Origin of the sequence: Caldinitratiruptor microaerophilus (assembly GCF_025999835.1) — a bacterium.
GTDB classification, from domain to species: Bacteria; Bacillota; Sulfobacillia; order Symbiobacteriales; family ZC4RG38; genus Caldinitratiruptor; species Caldinitratiruptor microaerophilus.
In genome coordinates this window covers 67,829-85,341 of record NZ_AP025628.1, presented here as the reverse complement: position 1 = coordinate 85,341, position 17,513 = coordinate 67,829, and the positions used below count along the sequence as shown (strand labels likewise).

Sequence of the window (17,513 nt, the reverse complement as noted above, 5' to 3'; positions counted from 1 at the left end):
CCCCGTGCCTGAGGGCGCCCGGGCCGGGCGGACGCGAACCGGGTCGGCACCGCAGCCGGGCATCCCGCGATGCAGTTCCTCATCGGCCGCGATGGAGCCTTACATCGGCTGCGGCCGGTCGTGCCGGTGATGCAGCTTCTGGAGCCGCCGCACCAGCGTTGACTGGTCGACCCCCAGCACCCGGGCGGCCCGCCGCGTCGAGCCGTAACGGGCCATCGCCTCGGCGATGAGCTTCGTCTCCAGCTCCTCCACGGCTTCCCGGAGGGGAACGATGCGGTGAACCTCGACGTTGCCCCGGCGCGGCCGGGCCGGCACGCGTACCTGGTCGGGCAGGTGAACGACGTCGATGACCGGATCCGTAACCGTGACGAAGAGGCGCTCCACCAGGTTCTCGAGCTCTCGCACGTTGCCCGGCCACGGGTACCGCACCAGCGCCTCCATGGCCGCAGGGGTGAACTCGACGTGGCGACCGTACCGGTCCGAGTGGCGCCGGAGGAAGTGCTCGACCAGGACCGGGATGTCCTCGGGCCGCTCCCTGAGCGGCGGAATCGAAACCGGGACCACGTTCAGACGATAGTACAGGTCACGACGGAAGGCGCCCTCCTGGACCAGTTCCTCCAGATCCCGGTTGGTGGCGGCCACGATCCGGACGTCCACCCGCACCTCCCGGGTGCCGCCCACCCGGAAGAAGCGGCGGTCCTGCAGGGCGTGCAGGAGCTTTGCCTGAAGGTGAAGAGGGAGTTCCCCCACTTCGTCGAGGAGAAGCGTCCCCTTGTGGGCCAGTTCGAGCAGGCCGACCTTCCCGTGCCGGCCGGCCCCCGTGAAGGCCCCGCCCTCGTAGCCGAACAGCTCGGACTCGAGGAGGCTTTCCGGCACGGCGCTACAGTTGACGACCACGAAGGGGCCGTCCCGCCTGCTGCTGCCCTGGTGCAGGCGGCGCGCGACCAGCTGCTTCCCGACCCCCGTCTCCCCCAGGATGAGCACGGTGGAGTCCGTCGCCGCCACGCGGTCGACGACCGCCAGCACCTGGCGCATGCGCTCGCTCCGGAAGACCAGCTCCCCGTCACCGGCCTGCGCGCTCCGCAGGCGCGCCAGCTCCTGCCGGTAGCGCTCCGCGAGCGACTCGATCTCCGCCAGCCGGCGGCGGAGCTGTTCCTCGGCGGTGATATCCCGGATGAGCGACACGACCCGCACGATCCGGTTGCTCCCATCCCGGACGGGGATGCCGACTACCTCGAGCCGCCGGCCCGGGGCGGTGTCCTGGAGGACCCGCTGGCTGGTCCCGGTGGCCAGAACCTGTCGGGTCGCGGATGGGTAGAAGATCCGCCGGGCCTCCAGCTCCGCGACGCTCTTGCCCATCATCAGGAGCTCCTCCGGCGTTGGCGCCTGGCCCCAGGAGGGCGTGTAACGCAGGATGGTCCCCTGTCCGTCCGTGACCAGCACCCCGTCGCACACGGTCCGGAGCACGGCCTCCAGCTCTTCGAAGACCCAGGGGTCGGCCACGTGGAATCTCTGCGCCCCCGGCATCTGGGCCAGTTGGAACAGCAGGACTGCGGAGTTCTGGTCCCCGGCGCCGGCGACGAGTGCCATCCGGCTTCCCACCGACACGAGCGTCGGACCCACGCCGCCCGCCGAGCGCAGCGCCGCGAGGAGGGCCGCGTCCGGCAGGGCCGTCTCGATGGGCAAGCCCGGCCACTGGTCGACCCGGCGCCCCAGGATGGTCCGCAGGGCGCCGCCGGTTGTGACGATGCGCTCCCCCCGCAGGATCACGACGCCGATTCCGGCCCGCTCCAACGCGAGCAGAAACTTGCTGCCGGTACGGCCGGCATGCGGATGCGCGAGCGCCACGGCGGTCCCTCCTGAAAGGGTCCTCAAAGGAAAGGGTTGGCGCCGCCCAGGCCTGCGGAGACGGTCAGGGGTGAGATTTCTCCAACAGGGGAGCCGAATCCTGGGTCTGTCTCCATTTGGACTTCCAGACTGATTTCGGACTTCTCTGGCGAAGGGGACAGGAGGATCTTCGCCGAATTGCTTCCATCCGCCAAATAGATGGGGCATCTCTGGCCTTCGCCCTCTCCCCCGGATTTCCCCCGCCCCGGGCTTCACGGAGAGGAGGCGGACCGGATGCCAGTCGTTCAGGCCCAATGCCATGAGGGCCACCGTTCGGGAGGGCTTTGGCAGCGCAGCCTCGTCCCGCTGGTTGTTTTGTTCCTCGTCGCCGGGTGCGGTACCCGTACCCCCTCCCAGCAGCCCGCTGCCGGCGGTTCCGCCCCCCAGGCCGGCAGCGCGCCGGCGGCGTCGGCCCAGAACCAGCCGGCCAGGCCAGCCCAGCCGCAGCAGGGACCGCCAGAGGCCAAGGTCAACATCGGCTACTCCGGTCCCCTGAGTGGAGGGGCCGCGATCTACGGCCAGAACACGTTGAACGGACTGCAGATGGCGGCCGACGAGATCAACAAGAGTGGCGGCATCAACGTGGGCGGCAAGCGCTATGCCATCAACCTGGTGCCGCTGGATGACAAGTACCTGCCCAACGAGACGGCCACCAACGCGCGCCGGCTCCTGGAGCAGTATGAGACGCCCATCATCTTCACGCCCCACAGCGGCGGCGTCTTCGCCATGCAGGAGTTCAACGAGCAGGATGGGTTCATCATCGCGGCGTACACCAGCGAGCCCCGCGTGACCCAGCGCGGCAACAAGCTGACCCTGCGCATCCCGGCCCCGTATGACGCCTACGCCGTGCCGTACTCGAAGGCCGTCATGGAGGCTTTCGGCAAGAAGGTGGCTCTCGTACCCGGTACGCACCAGTACGCCAAGGACTGGACTGCGGTGTTCACCAAGGCGTGGGAGTCGCTGGGCGGCACGGTGACGGGGAACTTCGCGGCCAACTACAACACGGAGACCGACTTCACGCCGTTCGTCACCAAGGCCCTGGCGACGAACCCCGACGTGCTCTTCGTCGGTGGTCCGTCTCAGCCCACGGCCCTCGTCATCAAGACCGCCCGGGAGCAAGGCTTCAAGGGCGGCTTCGTCGTCATGGACCAGGCGAAGTTCGAAGAAATGGAAGAGATCGTGCCGATCGAGATGCTCAACGGCGCCGTCGGGCTCATGCCGCTCTACCGCTATCCGGGCCCCGCCACCCAGCAGTTCGTCGAGCAGTACAAGGCCCGCTTCGGTAAGAGGCCCACGTACGAGCAGGCCCAGCACTACCAGGCGATGTACCTGGTGGCCAAGGCGCTCGAACGCGCCGGTACCGTCACGGACGTCGAGAAGATCATGGCCAGCTTCAGTGACGCCATCCAACAGTTGCCGCGCGACAAGGTGCCGATCATCTGGCGGAAGCTCAACGACAAGGGCGGCATCGTGGGCGAGGTCATCGGGGTCATGGTGAAGGATGGGAAGTACGACCAGCAGATCCCGATCCCGGTGCAGGAGAGCTATTAGCGGAGGGATCGTCCGGATGGGCATCCTCGCCCAGCAGGTGCTGAACGGCTTCGTGCTGGGAAGCATCTACTGCCTCGTGGCCTTGGGCCTCTCCCTCATCTACGGGATCATGGAGGTTCCGAACTTCGCCCACGGGCACCTCTACATGATCGGCGCCTACGTCGTCCTGTTCCTCCTCCTCGCCGGGGTCAACTACTGGGTCACGCTCGTCCTCGCCATGGCCCTCATGGCACTGGTGGGGCTCGTGGTGGAGCGGGTCGTCTTCCGCCCGATGCGTGACGCCCCGCAGACGAGCGTACTCATCGCCGCCGTCGGACTCCTGCTCTTCCTGGAAGCGCTCGCCCAGGCCCTCTGGGGCGCGGATTATCGGCGGATGCCCCCGGTCTTCGAATCCACCGTGCGCATCCTCGGCCTTCAGATCACCGGCCAGCGCCTCGTCGTGGTCGTCGCCGCGGTCGTGCTGATGCTGCTGCTGTACCTGTTTCTCAAGAGAACCCGCCTCGGCGCGGCCATCGAGGCCGTTGCGCAGGACCGGGACGGAGCCGCCCTCGTGGGCATTCCCGTGGGTACGGTCACGATGGTGACGTTCGCAGTCGCCACCGCCCTGGCCGCGGCCGCCGCCGCCCTGGCCGGGCCGATCTTCCTCGTCTACCCGGGCATGGGCGCCATGGTGGCCCTCAAGGCTTTCGTCATCATCGTCCTGGGCGGCATGGGTAGCCTCCCCGGAGCGGTCCTCGGCGGCTACATCCTCGGTCTGGCGGAAAGCTTGAGCGTGACGTTCCTGCCCGCCGAGTTCAAGGACGTCGTCGCCTTCCTCCTCCTGGTCGCCATCCTCTCGCTGCGGCCGGCGGGTCTGTTCTCGAGGGAGGCGGGGTAGTGCCATGGCGAGCGCGATCATGAACCGGTACCGGCGCCACGTGGGCCTCCTCCTCCTCCTGGCCGCAGCCCTGGTTCTGCCGTACGCCGTCACGAACCGCTACTACCTGCAGGTCATCCGCATGGCCCTCATCTGGGCGATCGCCACCCAGGGGCTCAACGTGATCCTGGGCTATGCGGGACAGCTGTCCCTCGCCCAGGGTGGGCTCTTCGGGATCGGCGCCTACACCGTGGGGCTGCTGACGACCAAGGCGGGCCTGTCCTTCTGGGTCGCCCTGCCGGCCGCCGCCCTCCTGACCGGGGTGGTAGGCTATGCCGTCGGGCTGGTGTCCCTTCGCACCCGGGGTCATACCTTCGCCATCTTCACGCTGTGCGTGGGGGTGATCATCGGACTGGTCATCGAGGAGTGGGATTCGCTCACGGAGGGTGTGCGGGGCCTCATCGGCATCCCGCTCCCGTCGCCGATCCCCCTGCCGGTGGTCGGGCCCATCACGTTCCGGTCGCCCCGGGCCCAATATTACCTCGTCCTGCTTTTCTTTCTCCTCACGCAGATGGTCACCTACCGGCTCGTCCACTCGCTCGTGGGGCGGACGTTTCAGGCGATCCGCAGCGGAGAGGTCCTCGCCGAGTCGCTCGGGATCCGAGTCATGGCGGAAAAGCGGCTCGCCTTCGTGATCTCGGCGGTCCTGACCGGCATCGCCGGGGGTCTCTACGCGGCCCAGATCCGCTTCATCGGACCCGAGGTCAGCCACTTCGGGGTCACCTTCAACCTCCTGCTCTTCCTGCTCGTCGGGGGCCAGGGAACCGTGGCGGGGCCGCTCGTGGGGACCCTGGTGGTGTCGCTCCTGACGGAGAGCCTGCAGCTCCTGCAGGAGTACCGGATGCTGATCTTCGGTCCCATACTCATCCTGATCGTCATGTACTTCCCGAAGGGGCTGGCCGGGGCGCTGGCCGACGCCTGGGGGTACCTCGGGAGGCGGGCACGTGCTTCCGCACACCCCCTTGTGGGCATGGCGACCGAACGCCCGGTGGAGACGGCGGAAGGGAGGGGGTGACGCCGTGCTTCTCCGAACGGAAGGGCTCACCCGGCACTTCGGCGGGATGGCCGCCCTGGACGGGGTGGACGTCGAGGTCCGGGAGGGCGAGATCCTCGCCGTGATCGGCCCGAACGGAGCCGGCAAGACGACGTTCTTCAACGTGATCAGCGGGCTCCTCCGCCCGACTCAGGGACGCGTCATGTTCCGGGGTCAGGACATCACGCACCTGCCGGCCCACGAGGTCGCACGCCGGGGCATCGCCCGGACGTTCCAGACCCCTACCCTGTTCATGGAGAGTCGTGTCATCGACAACGTGATGGTCGGCCACCGCCTCCACACCCGCTCGGGCTTCTGGGACGCGATCCTGCGCACCCCCCGTCACCGCCGCGAAGAGAACGAGAGCCTGGAGAGGGGGATGGCGGCGCTGGAGACGGTCGGCCTTGACCATGCCGCCGACCTGCCCGTCCGGTCGCTCTCCCAGGAGGCCCGCAAGCGCCTGGCCATCGCCCTGGCGCTGGCCACGGGGCCCCGGCTCCTCCTCCTCGACGAGCCCACGGCCGGGCTACACGCCGACGAGACGGGCACCATCGCCCGGCTGATCGAGAAGATCCGTGCCTCCGGCATCACGGTCTGCCTGATCGAACACAAGATGCGGATGGTCATGGGCCTGGCAGACCGCATCGTCGTCCTGAGCTACGGCCGAAAGATCGCCGAGGGCACACCCCGTGAGATCGCGTCGGACCCGGCAGTGGTCGAGGCGTACCTCGGGGGGGAGCACGTTGCTTGAGGTCAAGGGCCTCACCGTCGCCTACGGCAGCTATCTGGCCCTCCGGGATATCCACATCCAGGTCGCCAGGGGTGAACTGGTCGTCATCCTCGGCGCCAACGGGGCCGGCAAGAGCACGCTGTTCCGCACCCTCAGCGGGCTCCGGCGGCCGGTCTCGGGTACGGTCGAGTTCGACGGTCGGCGAGTGGACGGGCTGCGCCCCGATCAGATCGTGCGGCTGGGCATGTCGCACTGCCCCGAGGCCCGCCATCTGTTCCCGCATCTCTCCGTGGAGAAGAACCTTCTGCTCGGTGCCTACACTCGCCGGGACCGCCGCGAGGTGGTCGAGACGCTGCGAGAGGTGTACGACCTCTTCCCGGCCCTGCGCGCGAAGCAACACCAGCCGGCGGGGGCCCTCAGCGGCGGGCAGCAGCAGATGGTCGCCATCGGGCGGGCGCTCATGGCCCGGCCGAAGCTCCTCCTCCTCGACGAGCCCTCGCTGGGGCTCGCTCCCCTGGTGGTGCGGGACATGTTCCGGATCATCCGGTCCATCCACGAGCGGGGGACCACGGTGCTCCTCTCCGAGCAGAACGCCCAGGCAGCGCTGAAACTCGCCGACCGTGCCTACGTGATCGAGAACGGGCAGATCGTCATGACGGGCCTCGCCGAGGAGCTGGTGAGAAGCGAGGACGTCCGCCGAGCCTACATCGGCGCCTAGGTCGGAGTGTAGGGGGCCCGTGGAGCCGCGAACGTGGGCGGCGGAGTGCCCAGTCACCAGGGCACCCCGCCGCCTGCCTCGCGGCCACCGGGCCTACCCGGCCAAGCGTCTTGGGCAGGTGGGGCGGACAGACCTTGTGGTGCAGGGTGAACAAGGGCCCCCCCTTACGCATCAACGGAGCGCGCCAGGATGTCCTGCACCAGAGACCGCGATCGGTTGAAATCGTAATCCCGGTAGATGCCCAGGAGCTGCGCCTGGAGGGACCCTTCCCCGTGCACGGTCCCCACCTCGATGTAACCGGCGAAGTCCGAGGCAGTCATGGCCGGGTGAGTGGTCACGTCCTCCACTCGCTGGCCCGCCACGTACACGTTGCGGCCGTCGCGAAGGCTCTCGCGGTATTGCTCCGGAGAACGCAGTGCCATGAACCGATTCCTCCTCTCCCATCCGATGTGGGTGATGGGTGAAGGTTGGTCTCCCACCCCCTCCGGTGCCGTTCTCTCCCGGCAGCTTCCCCCGCCCCGGGTGTCTGTCACACCCCGCGTTGCAATGTTCATGCCAGTCGCGCCCCCGCCCCCCTCCCGAACTCGGGTGCCAGAGATGCGGGCCTGGAGCACCTTCGGGCACGGGGCCCGGGTGGGCGGGTCGGGCGGTACGTGCCGTGGGCGCTCGCGCGATGGGGGCTTGCATCACGGGCGATGAAGGAGTACATCTCCCCGCCGTGGAACCTGCACCGGCAGGAGAGGGTGTCGGGAGGCTCGCGCCGCCGGGTACCGGAGCAGCACCAGGATGGCATGGGTCTTGCGTGAAGTGGGAGCGGTCAACGCTCGCCGTGGAGGGGAAAACATGGTCACGTTCCAGCTCAGCCCGGAGCAGGAGGCCCTCCGGAACCTCGCCCACGAGTTCTCCGAGACGGAGATCAAGCCCATCGCGCCCAAGCACGACGAGACCGAGGAGCCGGCCTGGGAAGTCATCCGGAAGGCGCACGAACTGGGGCTCATGAACGTTCACGTCCCGCCGGAGTACGGCGGGCAGGGCCTCGGCAACCTGGAGGGCTGCCTGATCGAGGAGGAACTGGCCTGGGGGTGCCTGGGCATCAGCGGCTCGATCAGCGCCAACAACCTGGCCCTGGAGCCCATCCTGCTCGCCGGTACCGACGAGCAGAAGCGGAAGTTCCTGCCGTGGTTCTGCGCGGAGCCCCGGCTCGCGGCCTTCGCCCTCACCGAGGCCACCGGCGGCTCCGACGTGGCAGCCATGTACACCCGTGCCAGGCGGGTGGGCGACGAGTACGTCATCACGGGGACAAAGACGTTCATCACGAACGGCGGCGTGGCCGACCTCTACGTGGTCTTCGCGACCCTGGACCGGAGCCTCGCCCACAAGGGCATCTGCGCGTTCATCGTCCCGGGCGACACCCCGGGCGTGAGAGCGGGCAAGAAGGAGAGGAAGATGGGTGACCGGGCTTCGCACGTAGGCGAAGTGATCTTCGAGGAGGCGGTCGTCCCGGCCGCCAACCGCCTGGGTGCCGAGGGGCAGGGATTCAAGCTGGCGATGCAGACGCTCGACCGCACACGCCCCGGTATCGGCGCTGCGGCGGTGGGCGTGGCGCGACGGGCCATGGAGGAGGCGCTGGCTTACGCCAGGGAGCGGCACGCCTTCGGCCGGCCGATCGCCGAGTTCCAGATGATCCAGGCCATGCTGGCGGACATGGCCATGAACATCGACGCCGCCCGGCTCCTGGTCTGGCGCGCGGCCTGGCTCCAGGACCAGGGGCAGCCCGGAACGGCGGAGGGAGCCATGGCGAAGTGCTTCGCCAGCGACGTCGCCATGAGGGTGACCACCGACGCCGTGCAGATCCTCGGCGGCAACGGGTACATGCGGGACTACCCCGTCGAGAAGCTCATGCGGGACGCCAAGATCACCCAGATCTACGAGGGGACCAACCAGATCCAGCGGCTCGTGATCGCCCGGCAACTGCTGAAGTCGAGGTCCTGAAGGAGGGCATGGCATGTTACCGGCTGGCACGCTGGCGGACCGGGTGGCGATCATCACCGGTGGGGGCACGGGCCTCGGCAAGGCGATGGCCCTGGAGTTCGCCCGACTCGGCGCCCGGGTGGTGCTCGCAAGTCGGAAGCAAGAAAACCTCGAGAAGGCGGCGGCCGAGATCGCCGGGCGGGGCGGCGAGGCCCTCGTCGTGCCCACCGACGTGCGGGATCCGGGGCAGGTGGACAACCTGGTGAACCGCACGCTGGAGCGGTTCGGGAAGATCGACATCCTGGTGAACAACGCCGCCGGTAACTTCGTCTGCCCGGCCGAGGAGCTCTCGGTGAACGGCTGGAACGCAGTGGTGAACATCGTCCTGAACGGCACCTTCTACTGCACGCGGGCCGTGGCCCGCCACTGGATCGGCCAGGGCCGGGGCGGGAACATCCTCAACATCATCGCCACCTACGCCTGGACGGGCGGGCCGGGAACCGTGCACTCGGCCGCGGCGAAAGCGGGGGTGCTCGCCATGACCCGCACTCTGGCGGTGGAGTGGGCGCCCCGGGGAATCCGGGTGAACTGCATCGCCCCCGGGCCGGTCGACGGCACGGGCGCCGCCCCGCAGCTCTGGCCGACCGAGGAGGCCCGACAAGCCGTGATCCAGGCCGTCCCCCTCGGGCGGATGGGTACGCCGGAAGAGATCGCCCACGCGGCGGCCTACCTCGTCTCGGACTATGCCGGGTTCATCACCGGTGAGGTCCTGACGATCGACGGGGGCACGTGGCTGGGGCGGGGCCTCTTCAAGGGGTCCCGGTAGGGTAGCCGGCGCGCACGACGGGGCGGCGGGGTCCCGTCCCTGCCGGCCCCGTCGCGTTCATTCCTCAGAATGGTTCCGTCGATTTGGAGGTGGCGGGCAAGGCGGTATCGAACCGTACATCCTGCACGTCACGCTTGCCATACGGAGGGGAAGGCTCGATGGAAGGGCGGATGATGCATTTCCCGCTCACGCTCGTGCATCTCCTGGAGCGGGCCGGACAGTACTACCCGGAGGTACGGATCGCCTCCCGCCTGCCGGACCGGTCCGTGCGGCACACGACGTATGGGGACTTCTACCGGCGCAGTCTCAAGTTCGCCAACGCCCTGCGCCGCCTCGGCGTCCAGAAGGGCGACCGGGTCGCCACCCTGGCCTGGAACCACTACCGGCACCTGGAAGCCTACTTCGCTGTTCCCGTCATGGGGGCGGTGTACCACACCCTGAACCCCCGCCTCCACCCCTCCGACCTGGCGTACATCATGAACCACGCGGACGACCGGGTCCTGCTGGTGGACGACGTCCTCCTCCCGGTCTTCGAGCGCTTCCGCGCCGAAGTGCACCCCCGCCACGTCATCGTCTGGTCGCACGGGCAACCCGTGCCGGAGGGGTTCATCGACTACGAGGCGCTGATCGAGCCGGAGCCCGAAACCTTCGACTATCCGGACATCGACGAGGACCAAGCCGCCGGGATGTGCTACACGTCCGGCACCACCGGCCGGCCCAAGGGCGTCGTCTACTCCCACCGGGGAATCGTGCTGCACTCGCTGGTGTCGGCCATGGCCAACACGCTGTCCATCTCGCAGTACGACGCCGTCATGCCTGTGGTGCCGATGTTCCACGTCAACGCCTGGGGCCTCCCCTTCACGTCCGTGCTGGCCGGGGCCCGGCAGGTGTTCCCCGGGCCGCACCTCGACCCCGACAGCCTGCTGGACCTGGTGCAGAGCGAGAAGGTGACCATCACCGCCGGGGTGCCCACCGTGTGGCTGGGGGTCCTGGAACGACTGGACCGGGAGCCGGGCAAGTACGACACCCGCAGCCTCCGGGCGATCGTCGTGGGCGGGTCCGCCGCCCCGCAGGCGATGATCGAGGCGTACGAGAAGCGCCATGGCCTGAACGTCGTCCACGCCTGGGGGATGACCGAGATGACCCCGCTGGGTACGATCTGCACCCTGAAACCCCACCTGCTCGATCGGCCGCAGGAGGAGCGGTACCGCTACCGGGCGATGCAAGGGCGCCCCGTCCCGTTCGTGGAGGTGCGTGCGGTGGGCGATTCCGGCCCCGTTCCCTGGGACGGCCGGACGATGGGTGAACTCCAGGTGCGCGGCCCCTGGATCGCCAGCAGCTACTTCGAGAACCCCGGCGAGGCGGACAAGTTCACCCCCGACGGCTGGTTCCGCACCGGGGACATCGTCACCATCGACCCGGAGGGCTACGTGCGCATCACCGACCGGGCGAAGGACCTCATCAAGTCCGGCGGCGAGTGGATCAGCTCCGTCGACCTGGAGAACGCCATCATGGGCCATCCGGCGGTGAAGGAGGCGGCCGTCGTGGCGGTGCCGCACCCGAAGTGGGGTGAGCGGCCGCTGGCGGTGGTGGTCCTCCGGGAGGGCGCCCAGGCGACCGCCGACGAGCTGCGGGCCTTCCTGGAGCCGCGCTTCGCGAAGTGGTGGCTGCCGGACGCCTTCGTGTTCACGGACCAGATCCCCCGCACCGCGGCGGGCAAGTTCCTGAAATCCGCCCTGCGGGAACAGTACAGGGAGTACCGGTGGGAGAACGCGTGAGGCCGGTGCTGCAGACGGCCATGCACGGAGCGCGGGGGCGCCCCACTCGCAGGGGGCGCCCCTGGTCCATCTCCGCACCGGCGAGTCGGGGCTCGAAAACTCCTTACGAAGTCGTTACTCGGTGCATACTTTGTCAGTACTGTACACAGGCTTCCTCCGTACCCTATAATCTGCAGCAGGTGAATCCACTTCCCGTAGGGAAGCTAAGATTCTCCATCCACTTCCGGTGGCTGCAGTGCACGATTCATGAGGAGGTCTGCCGATGTCCGCCAACCTGTCCAGATGGGTGATCGATCCTTCCCACACCACCGTGGAGTTCGCCGTGCGGCACATGATGATCGCGACCGTGAAGGGTCGCTTCGCGGGGGTCGAGGGGCACATCCTCGCCGATCCGTCCGATCTGACCACCGCCCAGGCCGAGGTCACGATCGACGTGGCCAGCATCGACACCCGGGAGCCCCAGCGGGACGAGCACCTGCGGTCCCCGGACTTCTTCGACGCCGCCAACTTCCCCAAGATCACGTTCAAGAGCCGGGAGATCCGCCGCAAGGGGGAGAACGAGTACGAGATGACCGGTGATCTCACCATCCGCGGCGTCACCCGGCCGGTCACGCTCTCCCTCACGTCCGAGGGTCAGGCCAAGGACCCGTGGGGCAACGAACGGGCCGCCTTCACCGTGTCGGGGAAGATCAACCGCAAGGACTTCGGGCTCAACTGGAACGTGGTGCTCGAGACCGGCGGGATCCTGGTGGGCGAAGAGGTACGGATCTCCGTGGAGGTCGAGGCGATCAAGCAGGCTGCCGCCGCCTGACCGGCGAGACGACCACCCCCGGGGCGGGCGCCCCGGGGGTGGTTCACTGCGTCTCGAGCCGCAGCGGCACGTCCTGTTCGTAGGCCAGCCCCAGCGCGAGAGCCACTTCCGCCTTCTGCAGTTCCCGCCCCAGGTACAGGGCGTGCCCCGGATCGCGCACAAGGCCGAGCCTGACGAGCGCGGCCGCCACGGCATCCGCCGTGGTGCCCCGAAGCACGTGGGTCCGCCGCCCGTCCGCAGTGAACCGCTCGAGCACGAGCCGCCGGGCCGGGCGGTCGACGGAGAGCAGGAAGTACCCGTCCGGGTCGGGGGCAAGGAAGCACTTCTTGGGCTCGCCGGCGTCGACGACCTCGACGGGCAACCCGGGCGGGCGCCGGCCCTGCCACCGGCCGGGGTTCCGGGCGGCGCACGACCGTACTGCCCCGGCGACGGCAGCCGGATCCGTGAGGCCGGCCCGGTCGACCAGCTCGACCTGCTGCCGCAGCGCGGCCACCTCGGCCTCCGAGAGGTTCGGCGGCCGCCAGCGCCCCGCCCACAGGTCCCGGAGGGCTCCGGCCACCCGGCGGTCCGGCGCCTCCGCCCCTGCCACGACGAGGAAGCGGAGGCTCGGCCGGTCCAGGAGGGCCCACGCCAGGCGCTCCACCCCGTGGTCGCCCACCACCAGCGGCCCGGCGAGTCCGATGCAGGCCCCGGCGGCAGGGTCGGCCGCCGCCACGGCTTCGTCAAGCCCGACCGTCCCGAGTGTGCACAGCGCGACCGGCCCGTCGCCGTACCGGCGCGGGCCCGGGTCGCGGCCACCGTAGAGGCTGCGGGCCTCCTGCGACAGGGCGCTCTCCCCCGCTTTCTCACCACCGGTGCCCCTCGACCGGTGCTACCTGCGGGCCGCCAGGCCATCGAGGAAGGTGGCGGCGAAGCGCTCGGCGATCGCCTCGGGGCTGAGGCGCCCTCCCTCGTCGAACCAGGTGTAGAACCAGTTGCAGGCGCCGACCACCGCCAGCGCCGCCATCTTCGGGTCCTCGCTCGCGAAGTCCCCCGTCTCGATGCCCTCGCGGATGATGCGCTCGAACAGCTCCACGTACCGCCGGCCCTCGCGCCGCACCGGCTCCTGCTGCTCCGGCGTCAGGGCGTACGAGTCGCGGAGGTAGATCGTCACCAGATCCCGGTGGGCGGCCAGGGTCACCAGGTGATTGCGGATGGCCGCCTGCAGCTTCTCCCGCGCGCTTCCGGGCCCCGTGGCGATCTGCTCGAGCGAACCGGTGTAACGCGTGATGGCCTCGGCGGCGATCCCCGCCAGCAGCTCCTCCTTGGTCGAGAAGTAGTAGTAGAGACTGGCCTTCTGGAGCCCGACGGCCCGGGCCAGGTCCTGGATCGACGTCGCGTGGTACCCTTTCTCCCGAAACAGGCGCAGGGCCGCCTGCCGGATCTCCTGCTCCCTGGGCGCCCGTCTGTGCGCCCGTTTCTCCGTCCCCTTCGGCGTCCGGATCGCCCGTTCCCCCCTGTCGCCGGGCGGCAGCCGCCCACGGTTCCCGGTGACCCGCCGGTGTCCAGCTTCTACCGACCGGCCGGTGGAGGCTAATTCGCCAGGCGCGCCTCCGTTTCCTCCTGTGCGGTCCGGCTCCGGGGACACCGGCGCGAAACGACCTCCGCCCCACCCGGACGGAGGCCGAAGGTTCTTCGTGGCACCTCACGCCGCCGACGTGCCGCGGATCTCCTCCACCACCTCGACCAGCCGGGGCAGGACCTCCTCCGCCGGGGCGGCGAGCGTGAAGTCGGCATCCAGGGCGGGGTGCGGGTTGATCTCGACGATCCGGGCGCCCGCGTTCCGGGCGACGGCGGGCAGGCTGGCCGCAGGTTCCACCTCCGCCGAGGTGCCGATGACGAGCAGGGTATCGCAGTTCTGGGCTTCCACCCACGCCCGGATGAGGGGGTACCGGGGGAGGAGTTCCCCGAACAGGACCACGTCCGGCTTCAAGAGACCGCCACACGTACAGCGGGGCGGGGTCTCGTCCGGCGCCAGCAGCTCCAGGGAATCCCACGGGTACCGGGCCCCGCAGGCCAGGCAGACGACCTCCCGGTAGCTGCCGTGAAGTTCGACCACGTCCCGGCTGCCGGCTGCCTGGTGCAGGCCGTCGACGTTCTGCGTCACCACGGCCCGGAGGTAGCCGAGCTCCTCGAGCCGCGCCAGGGCGAGGTGGGCCGGGTTGGGCCGGGCGCGCTCGATGACCTGGCGGAGCTCGCGCAGCATCTGCCACACCCGCGCCGGCTGGCGGTGGAAGGCGTCGATGTGGGCGTACTCGGCCGGGTCATAGCGCTCCCAGAGCCCCTTCTCGCCGCGGAAGGAGGGCACGCCGCTCGGGATGGAGATGCCGGCCCCGGTCAGGACCGTCGCCTTGCGCTCCGACCGGACCAGGGCCGTGGCGATGTCGTGAAGCGCCGCCGTCCAGTGGCTCATCCGTGACCCGCTCCCCCGGTCCGGCCCCGACTCCGGTGCGCCGGACCCCCGCCGAAGTTTGTTCGTCACATCACAAACAGGATACAACCGGACAAAGCCCGAATCTACTTAACACTATAAGCGACCGGTCTCCCCGGTGCAACGGGTCGGCGGCGGGCGCTCGGCGGCGTGCCCCGCTGTTCGACACGGGTCGCGGCAAGGAGGGAAGAGCCGCGTGGGTGGCCAACCACTTCCATCGCGGCCTGCGCCGCGCCAGCAGTCAAGGTGGGGGACCGGAAAGGGAGAAGGCCAGCGTGAGGGATATCCGAGATCTCTTCGACCTGAGCGGACAGGTGGCGCTGGTGACCGGCGGATCGAGGGGCCTCGGCCTCGAGATGGCGATCGGCCTCGGCCAGGCGGGGGCCCGGGTGGCCGTCACCGCCCGGCGCCGGGAATGGCTCGACAGTGCCGCCGAGGAACTCGCCCGGCAGGGAATCGAGCACATGGCCCTGGAAGCCGACGTGTCCGATCCGGACAGCGTCCAGCGCCTCGTGGAGGCCGTCGAGAACCGCCTGGGGCCGGTGGACGTCCTCGTCAACAGCGCGGGGGTGAGCTGGGGCGCGCCCGCGCTGGAGATGCCGCTGGCTGAATGGCGCCGGGTGCTCGACATCAACCTGACGGGGACGTTCCTCTGCTGCCAGGCGGTCGGCCGCCGGATGGTCGACCGGGGGCGGGGGGCGATCATCAACGTGGCGTCGGTGGTCGGACTGTACGGCACCCCGCCGCAGGTGCTGGATGCGGTCGGTTACGCCGCAAGCAAGGGCGGCGTGATCGCCCTGACCCGCGACCTGGCCGTGAAGTGGGCGCCGCACGGAGTCCGGGTGAACTGCATCGCACCCGGCTTCTTCCCCACCCGCCTTTCCCGGGGTGTCCTGGAGAAGGCGGAAGAGGCCATCATCCGGACGGTGCCGATGGGGCGCGTCGGACGCGAGGGCGAGCTCATGGGGGTCGCCGTGTTCCTGGCGTCCGCGGCCGCCTCGTACATCACGGGGCAGATCATCCTGGTCGACGGCGGCATGAGCGCCGCCTGACCCCCGGGGGGAAGAACGCTTGGAGGCGCGCGCCGTCTTCTCTCTGCCCCGGTTCCGCCTGGAGTCGGGGGCGGAGATCCCGGTCCGGATCGGGTACCGCACCTGGGGGCGGCTGAACCCGGCCCGCGACAACGCCGTCCTGGTCTGCCACCACTTCAGCGGCGACACCCGGGCCGCCGGGCCGGGCGGCTGGTGGGAGGGGCTCGTCGGGCCGGGGAAAGCGATCGACACGGACCGCTACTTCGTGATCTGCCCGAGCATGCTGGCGAACCTCAACCGGGAGGAGGTCAGCACCGGACCGGCCACGGGCGACCCGGAGACCGGCCGGCCGTACGGGAAGCGCTTTCCGCCGCTGAACGTGCGGGATGACGTGCGGCTGCAGCGGGAACTGCTCCGCCACCTGGGGGTGGACCGGCTCGCCCTCGTCGGCGGCCCGTCCATGGGCGGCTACCAGGCCCTCACCTGGGCGGTCGAGTTCCCGGACGTGCCCCGGGCCGTCGTGGCCGCCGTCACCGCGGCCCGGACCCCGGCGTTCACCGCGCTGGTGCCGGCCGAGGCCGCGGCGGCGGCCATCGAGGCCGACCCGCGCTGGCAGGGCGGCGACTACCACGGAGGCCCGGAGCCGGTGGACGGCCTCACGCGCGCCGCGTTCCTCCTCACCGTGACCGCCCGCGGTCCCGCCTGGGCGGAGCGCAACCTTCCGGGCGGCGATCCCCGGGAAGCGGTGTGGGCGATCGCCCGGGAGCGGGCTGCGGGCTGGCACGCCAGCCACTTCGTCGCCATGATCCGCAAGTGGCAGGCCTTCGACCTGGCCGCCCCGCACGGCAGCCTGGAGGCGGCCCTGGCGCGTGTCCGGGCAGGCGTCCTCCTCCTGCCGGTCCGCACGGACCTCTTCTTCCCGCCCTCGCACAGCCTGGATCTGGCCGATCGGCTGCAGCGGCTCGGCAAGGACGCCCGGTGCGAGGTCGTCGAGACCGATGGGGGGCACCTGGCCGGCGTCGTCGAGGCCGACCGGTTCGAAGTTGCCGTGCGCCGCTTCCTGGCGGAGACGTGATGGGTGCCGGTGCCGGGGCACACTAGCGGGCGACACGAACCGGAGGCGAACCGACATGCCGGACGCTTCTCGCACGCAGCGTAGCTCGCAGTCTCCGCCGCAATCCGCCCCGGCCCCGGCGACCAGGCCGGCGCCGCCCGCCGGCGACGACGAGGCGGCGCGGAGGAAATCGCCCACGGGACAGGTGCTCGCCCGGACCGATGCCGGCGCGGTCTGGGCGCACATCGCCACGCGCCGGGTCTACGGCAGCGGCGGCAACGCCGAACAGGACCCCGAACCACAGGACCGCGTGGAGCCGTAGGTCGCCCCCAGTCGCAGAGGTGACCCGGCCCACGCCGTCCAAGTTCTTCGCTGGACCGGTTGCCGGGTTCGGTCGCGCGCCGCCTTCTCTCTGCTCCCCGCGGCTGTCCTCCGAAGCACCCGCCGCATCGGGAAGGAGACGCGCGTGCGCGACGCCGAACCGTTCAAGGCCAGGATGGCGGAGCCCCTCCGCCTCCTCCCGAAGGAGCGAAGGAGGCGCGCATCGCCCGAGTTCCCGCGCCTCGCCATCCCCCGCCGGGTGTACACCCACCGGCACCTGGACGTGGTCGCCGACGCCCTGATCGCCGTCCACGCACGCCGGGACCGGGTACCCGGCATGCGTTTCACCTACGAGCCTGCGGTCCTGCGCCACTTCACGGCCCGATTCGAGCCGGTGCCGGCGGCCACGGCCTAGG

Annotated in this window: 17 protein-coding genes; 12 read left to right on the top strand and 5 right to left on the bottom strand. The window is 69.9% G+C overall.

The genetic code is table 11. From position 1 onward, the window contains the following. Window positions 1–99 precede the first annotated feature (99 nt). Window positions 100–1,848 (bottom strand): sigma-54 interaction domain-containing protein, encoded by a 1,749-nt coding sequence (locus tag caldi_RS00420; protein ID WP_264843110.1) that lies wholly within the window; start codon window positions 1,846–1,848, stop codon window positions 100–102. A 354-nt stretch (window positions 1,849–2,202) separates the two neighbouring features. Here caldi_RS00420 and caldi_RS00415 point away from each other — a divergent pair, with 354 nt between their 5' ends. Genes caldi_RS00415 through caldi_RS00395 form a run of 5 tightly spaced genes read left to right on the top strand, consistent with a single transcriptional unit; the run spans window position 2,203 to window position 6,835 of the window. Then, window positions 2,203–3,438 (top strand): ABC transporter substrate-binding protein, encoded by a 1,236-nt coding sequence (locus caldi_RS00415; protein WP_264843109.1) that lies wholly within the window; start codon window positions 2,203–2,205, stop codon window positions 3,436–3,438. Window positions 3,439–3,454: 16 nt separating this feature from the next. Continuing rightward, a complete protein-coding gene (locus caldi_RS00410) occupies window positions 3,455–4,315 on the top strand; it encodes a branched-chain amino acid ABC transporter permease (protein ID WP_264843108.1) in 861 nt (286 codons plus the stop codon). 4 nt (window positions 4,316–4,319) lie between these two features. Next, window positions 4,320–5,369, top strand: coding sequence for a branched-chain amino acid ABC transporter permease (locus caldi_RS00405; RefSeq protein WP_264843107.1), 1,050 nt, complete (start codon window positions 4,320–4,322; stop codon window positions 5,367–5,369). A gap of 4 nt (window positions 5,370–5,373) precedes the next feature. Next, window positions 5,374–6,138 carry an ABC transporter ATP-binding protein gene (locus caldi_RS00400; RefSeq protein WP_264843106.1) on the top strand — a complete coding sequence of 255 codons (765 nt, stop codon included), beginning with the start codon at window positions 5,374–5,376 and terminating at the stop codon, window positions 6,136–6,138. Further along, window positions 6,131–6,835, top strand: a complete 705-nt coding sequence (locus caldi_RS00395; RefSeq protein ID WP_264843105.1) for an ABC transporter ATP-binding protein — start codon at window positions 6,131–6,133, stop codon at window positions 6,833–6,835. Before caldi_RS00400 ends, caldi_RS00395 begins: the two co-directional genes overlap by 8 nt. 164 nt (window positions 6,836–6,999) lie before the next feature. Here the strand turns inward: caldi_RS00395 and caldi_RS00390 are convergent, their stop codons facing one another. Beyond that, a complete protein-coding gene (locus caldi_RS00390; RefSeq protein WP_264843104.1) occupies window positions 7,000–7,257 on the bottom strand; it encodes a 4-hydroxyphenylacetate 3-hydroxylase N-terminal domain-containing protein in 258 nt (85 codons plus the stop codon). A 421-nt stretch (window positions 7,258–7,678) separates the two neighbouring features. Here caldi_RS00390 and caldi_RS00385 point away from each other — a divergent pair, with 421 nt between their 5' ends. The 4 genes from caldi_RS00385 to caldi_RS00370 all read left to right on the top strand — a co-directional run bounded on the left by caldi_RS00385 (window position 7,679) and on the right by caldi_RS00370 (window position 12,221). Beyond that, window positions 7,679–8,827, top strand: a complete 1,149-nt coding sequence (locus caldi_RS00385) for an acyl-CoA dehydrogenase family protein (RefSeq protein WP_264843103.1) — start codon at window positions 7,679–7,681, stop codon at window positions 8,825–8,827. 13 nt (window positions 8,828–8,840) lie between these two features. Beyond that, complete coding sequence (fadH, locus tag caldi_RS00380; RefSeq protein WP_264843102.1) at window positions 8,841–9,632, top strand: 2,4-dienoyl-CoA reductase; 792 nt, start codon at window positions 8,841–8,843, stop codon at window positions 9,630–9,632. A gap of 158 nt (window positions 9,633–9,790) precedes the next feature. Beyond that, complete coding sequence (locus tag caldi_RS00375; RefSeq protein WP_264843101.1) at window positions 9,791–11,410, top strand: long-chain fatty acid--CoA ligase; 1,620 nt, start codon at window positions 9,791–9,793, stop codon at window positions 11,408–11,410. 262 nt (window positions 11,411–11,672) lie between these two features. Next, on the top strand, window positions 11,673–12,221 hold the full coding sequence (locus caldi_RS00370) for a YceI family protein (protein WP_264843100.1): 549 nt from the start codon (window positions 11,673–11,675) through the stop codon (window positions 12,219–12,221). Between the two features lie 43 nt (window positions 12,222–12,264). On the opposite strand, the gene caldi_RS00365 is transcribed toward caldi_RS00370, so the two are convergent. The 3 genes from caldi_RS00365 to caldi_RS00355 all read right to left on the bottom strand — a co-directional run bounded on the left by caldi_RS00365 (window position 12,265) and on the right by caldi_RS00355 (window position 14,673). Further along, entirely contained in the window at window positions 12,265–12,936 is a 672-nt protein-coding gene (locus caldi_RS00365) for a DUF4346 domain-containing protein (protein WP_264843099.1), read from the bottom strand. A gap of 156 nt (window positions 12,937–13,092) precedes the next feature. Then, window positions 13,093–13,848 carry a TetR/AcrR family transcriptional regulator gene (locus tag caldi_RS00360; protein WP_264843098.1) on the bottom strand — a complete coding sequence of 252 codons (756 nt, stop codon included), beginning with the start codon at window positions 13,846–13,848 and terminating at the stop codon, window positions 13,093–13,095. 57 nt (window positions 13,849–13,905) lie between these two features. Continuing rightward, the gene (locus caldi_RS00355) at window positions 13,906–14,673 is read right to left on the bottom strand and encodes an SIR2 family NAD-dependent protein deacylase (RefSeq protein ID WP_264843097.1); all 768 of its coding nucleotides are present in this window, start codon (window positions 14,671–14,673) and stop codon (window positions 13,906–13,908) included. 293 nt (window positions 14,674–14,966) lie between these two features. Here caldi_RS00355 and caldi_RS00350 point away from each other — a divergent pair, with 293 nt between their 5' ends. The 3 genes from caldi_RS00350 (at window position 14,967) to caldi_RS00340 (ending at window position 17,512) form a co-directional block, all read left to right on the top strand. Further along, window positions 14,967–15,743: an SDR family oxidoreductase gene (locus caldi_RS00350; RefSeq protein ID WP_264843096.1), complete on the top strand. Its 777-nt coding sequence runs from the start codon at window positions 14,967–14,969 to the stop codon at window positions 15,741–15,743. A gap of 19 nt (window positions 15,744–15,762) precedes the next feature. Then, entirely contained in the window at window positions 15,763–16,797 is a 1,035-nt protein-coding gene (locus caldi_RS00345) for a homoserine O-acetyltransferase family protein (RefSeq protein WP_264843095.1), read from the top strand. 445 nt (window positions 16,798–17,242) lie between these two features. Then, a complete protein-coding gene (locus tag caldi_RS00340) occupies window positions 17,243–17,512 on the top strand; it encodes a hypothetical protein (RefSeq protein WP_264843094.1) in 270 nt (89 codons plus the stop codon). The last annotated feature ends 1 nt before the right edge of the window (window position 17,513 follow it).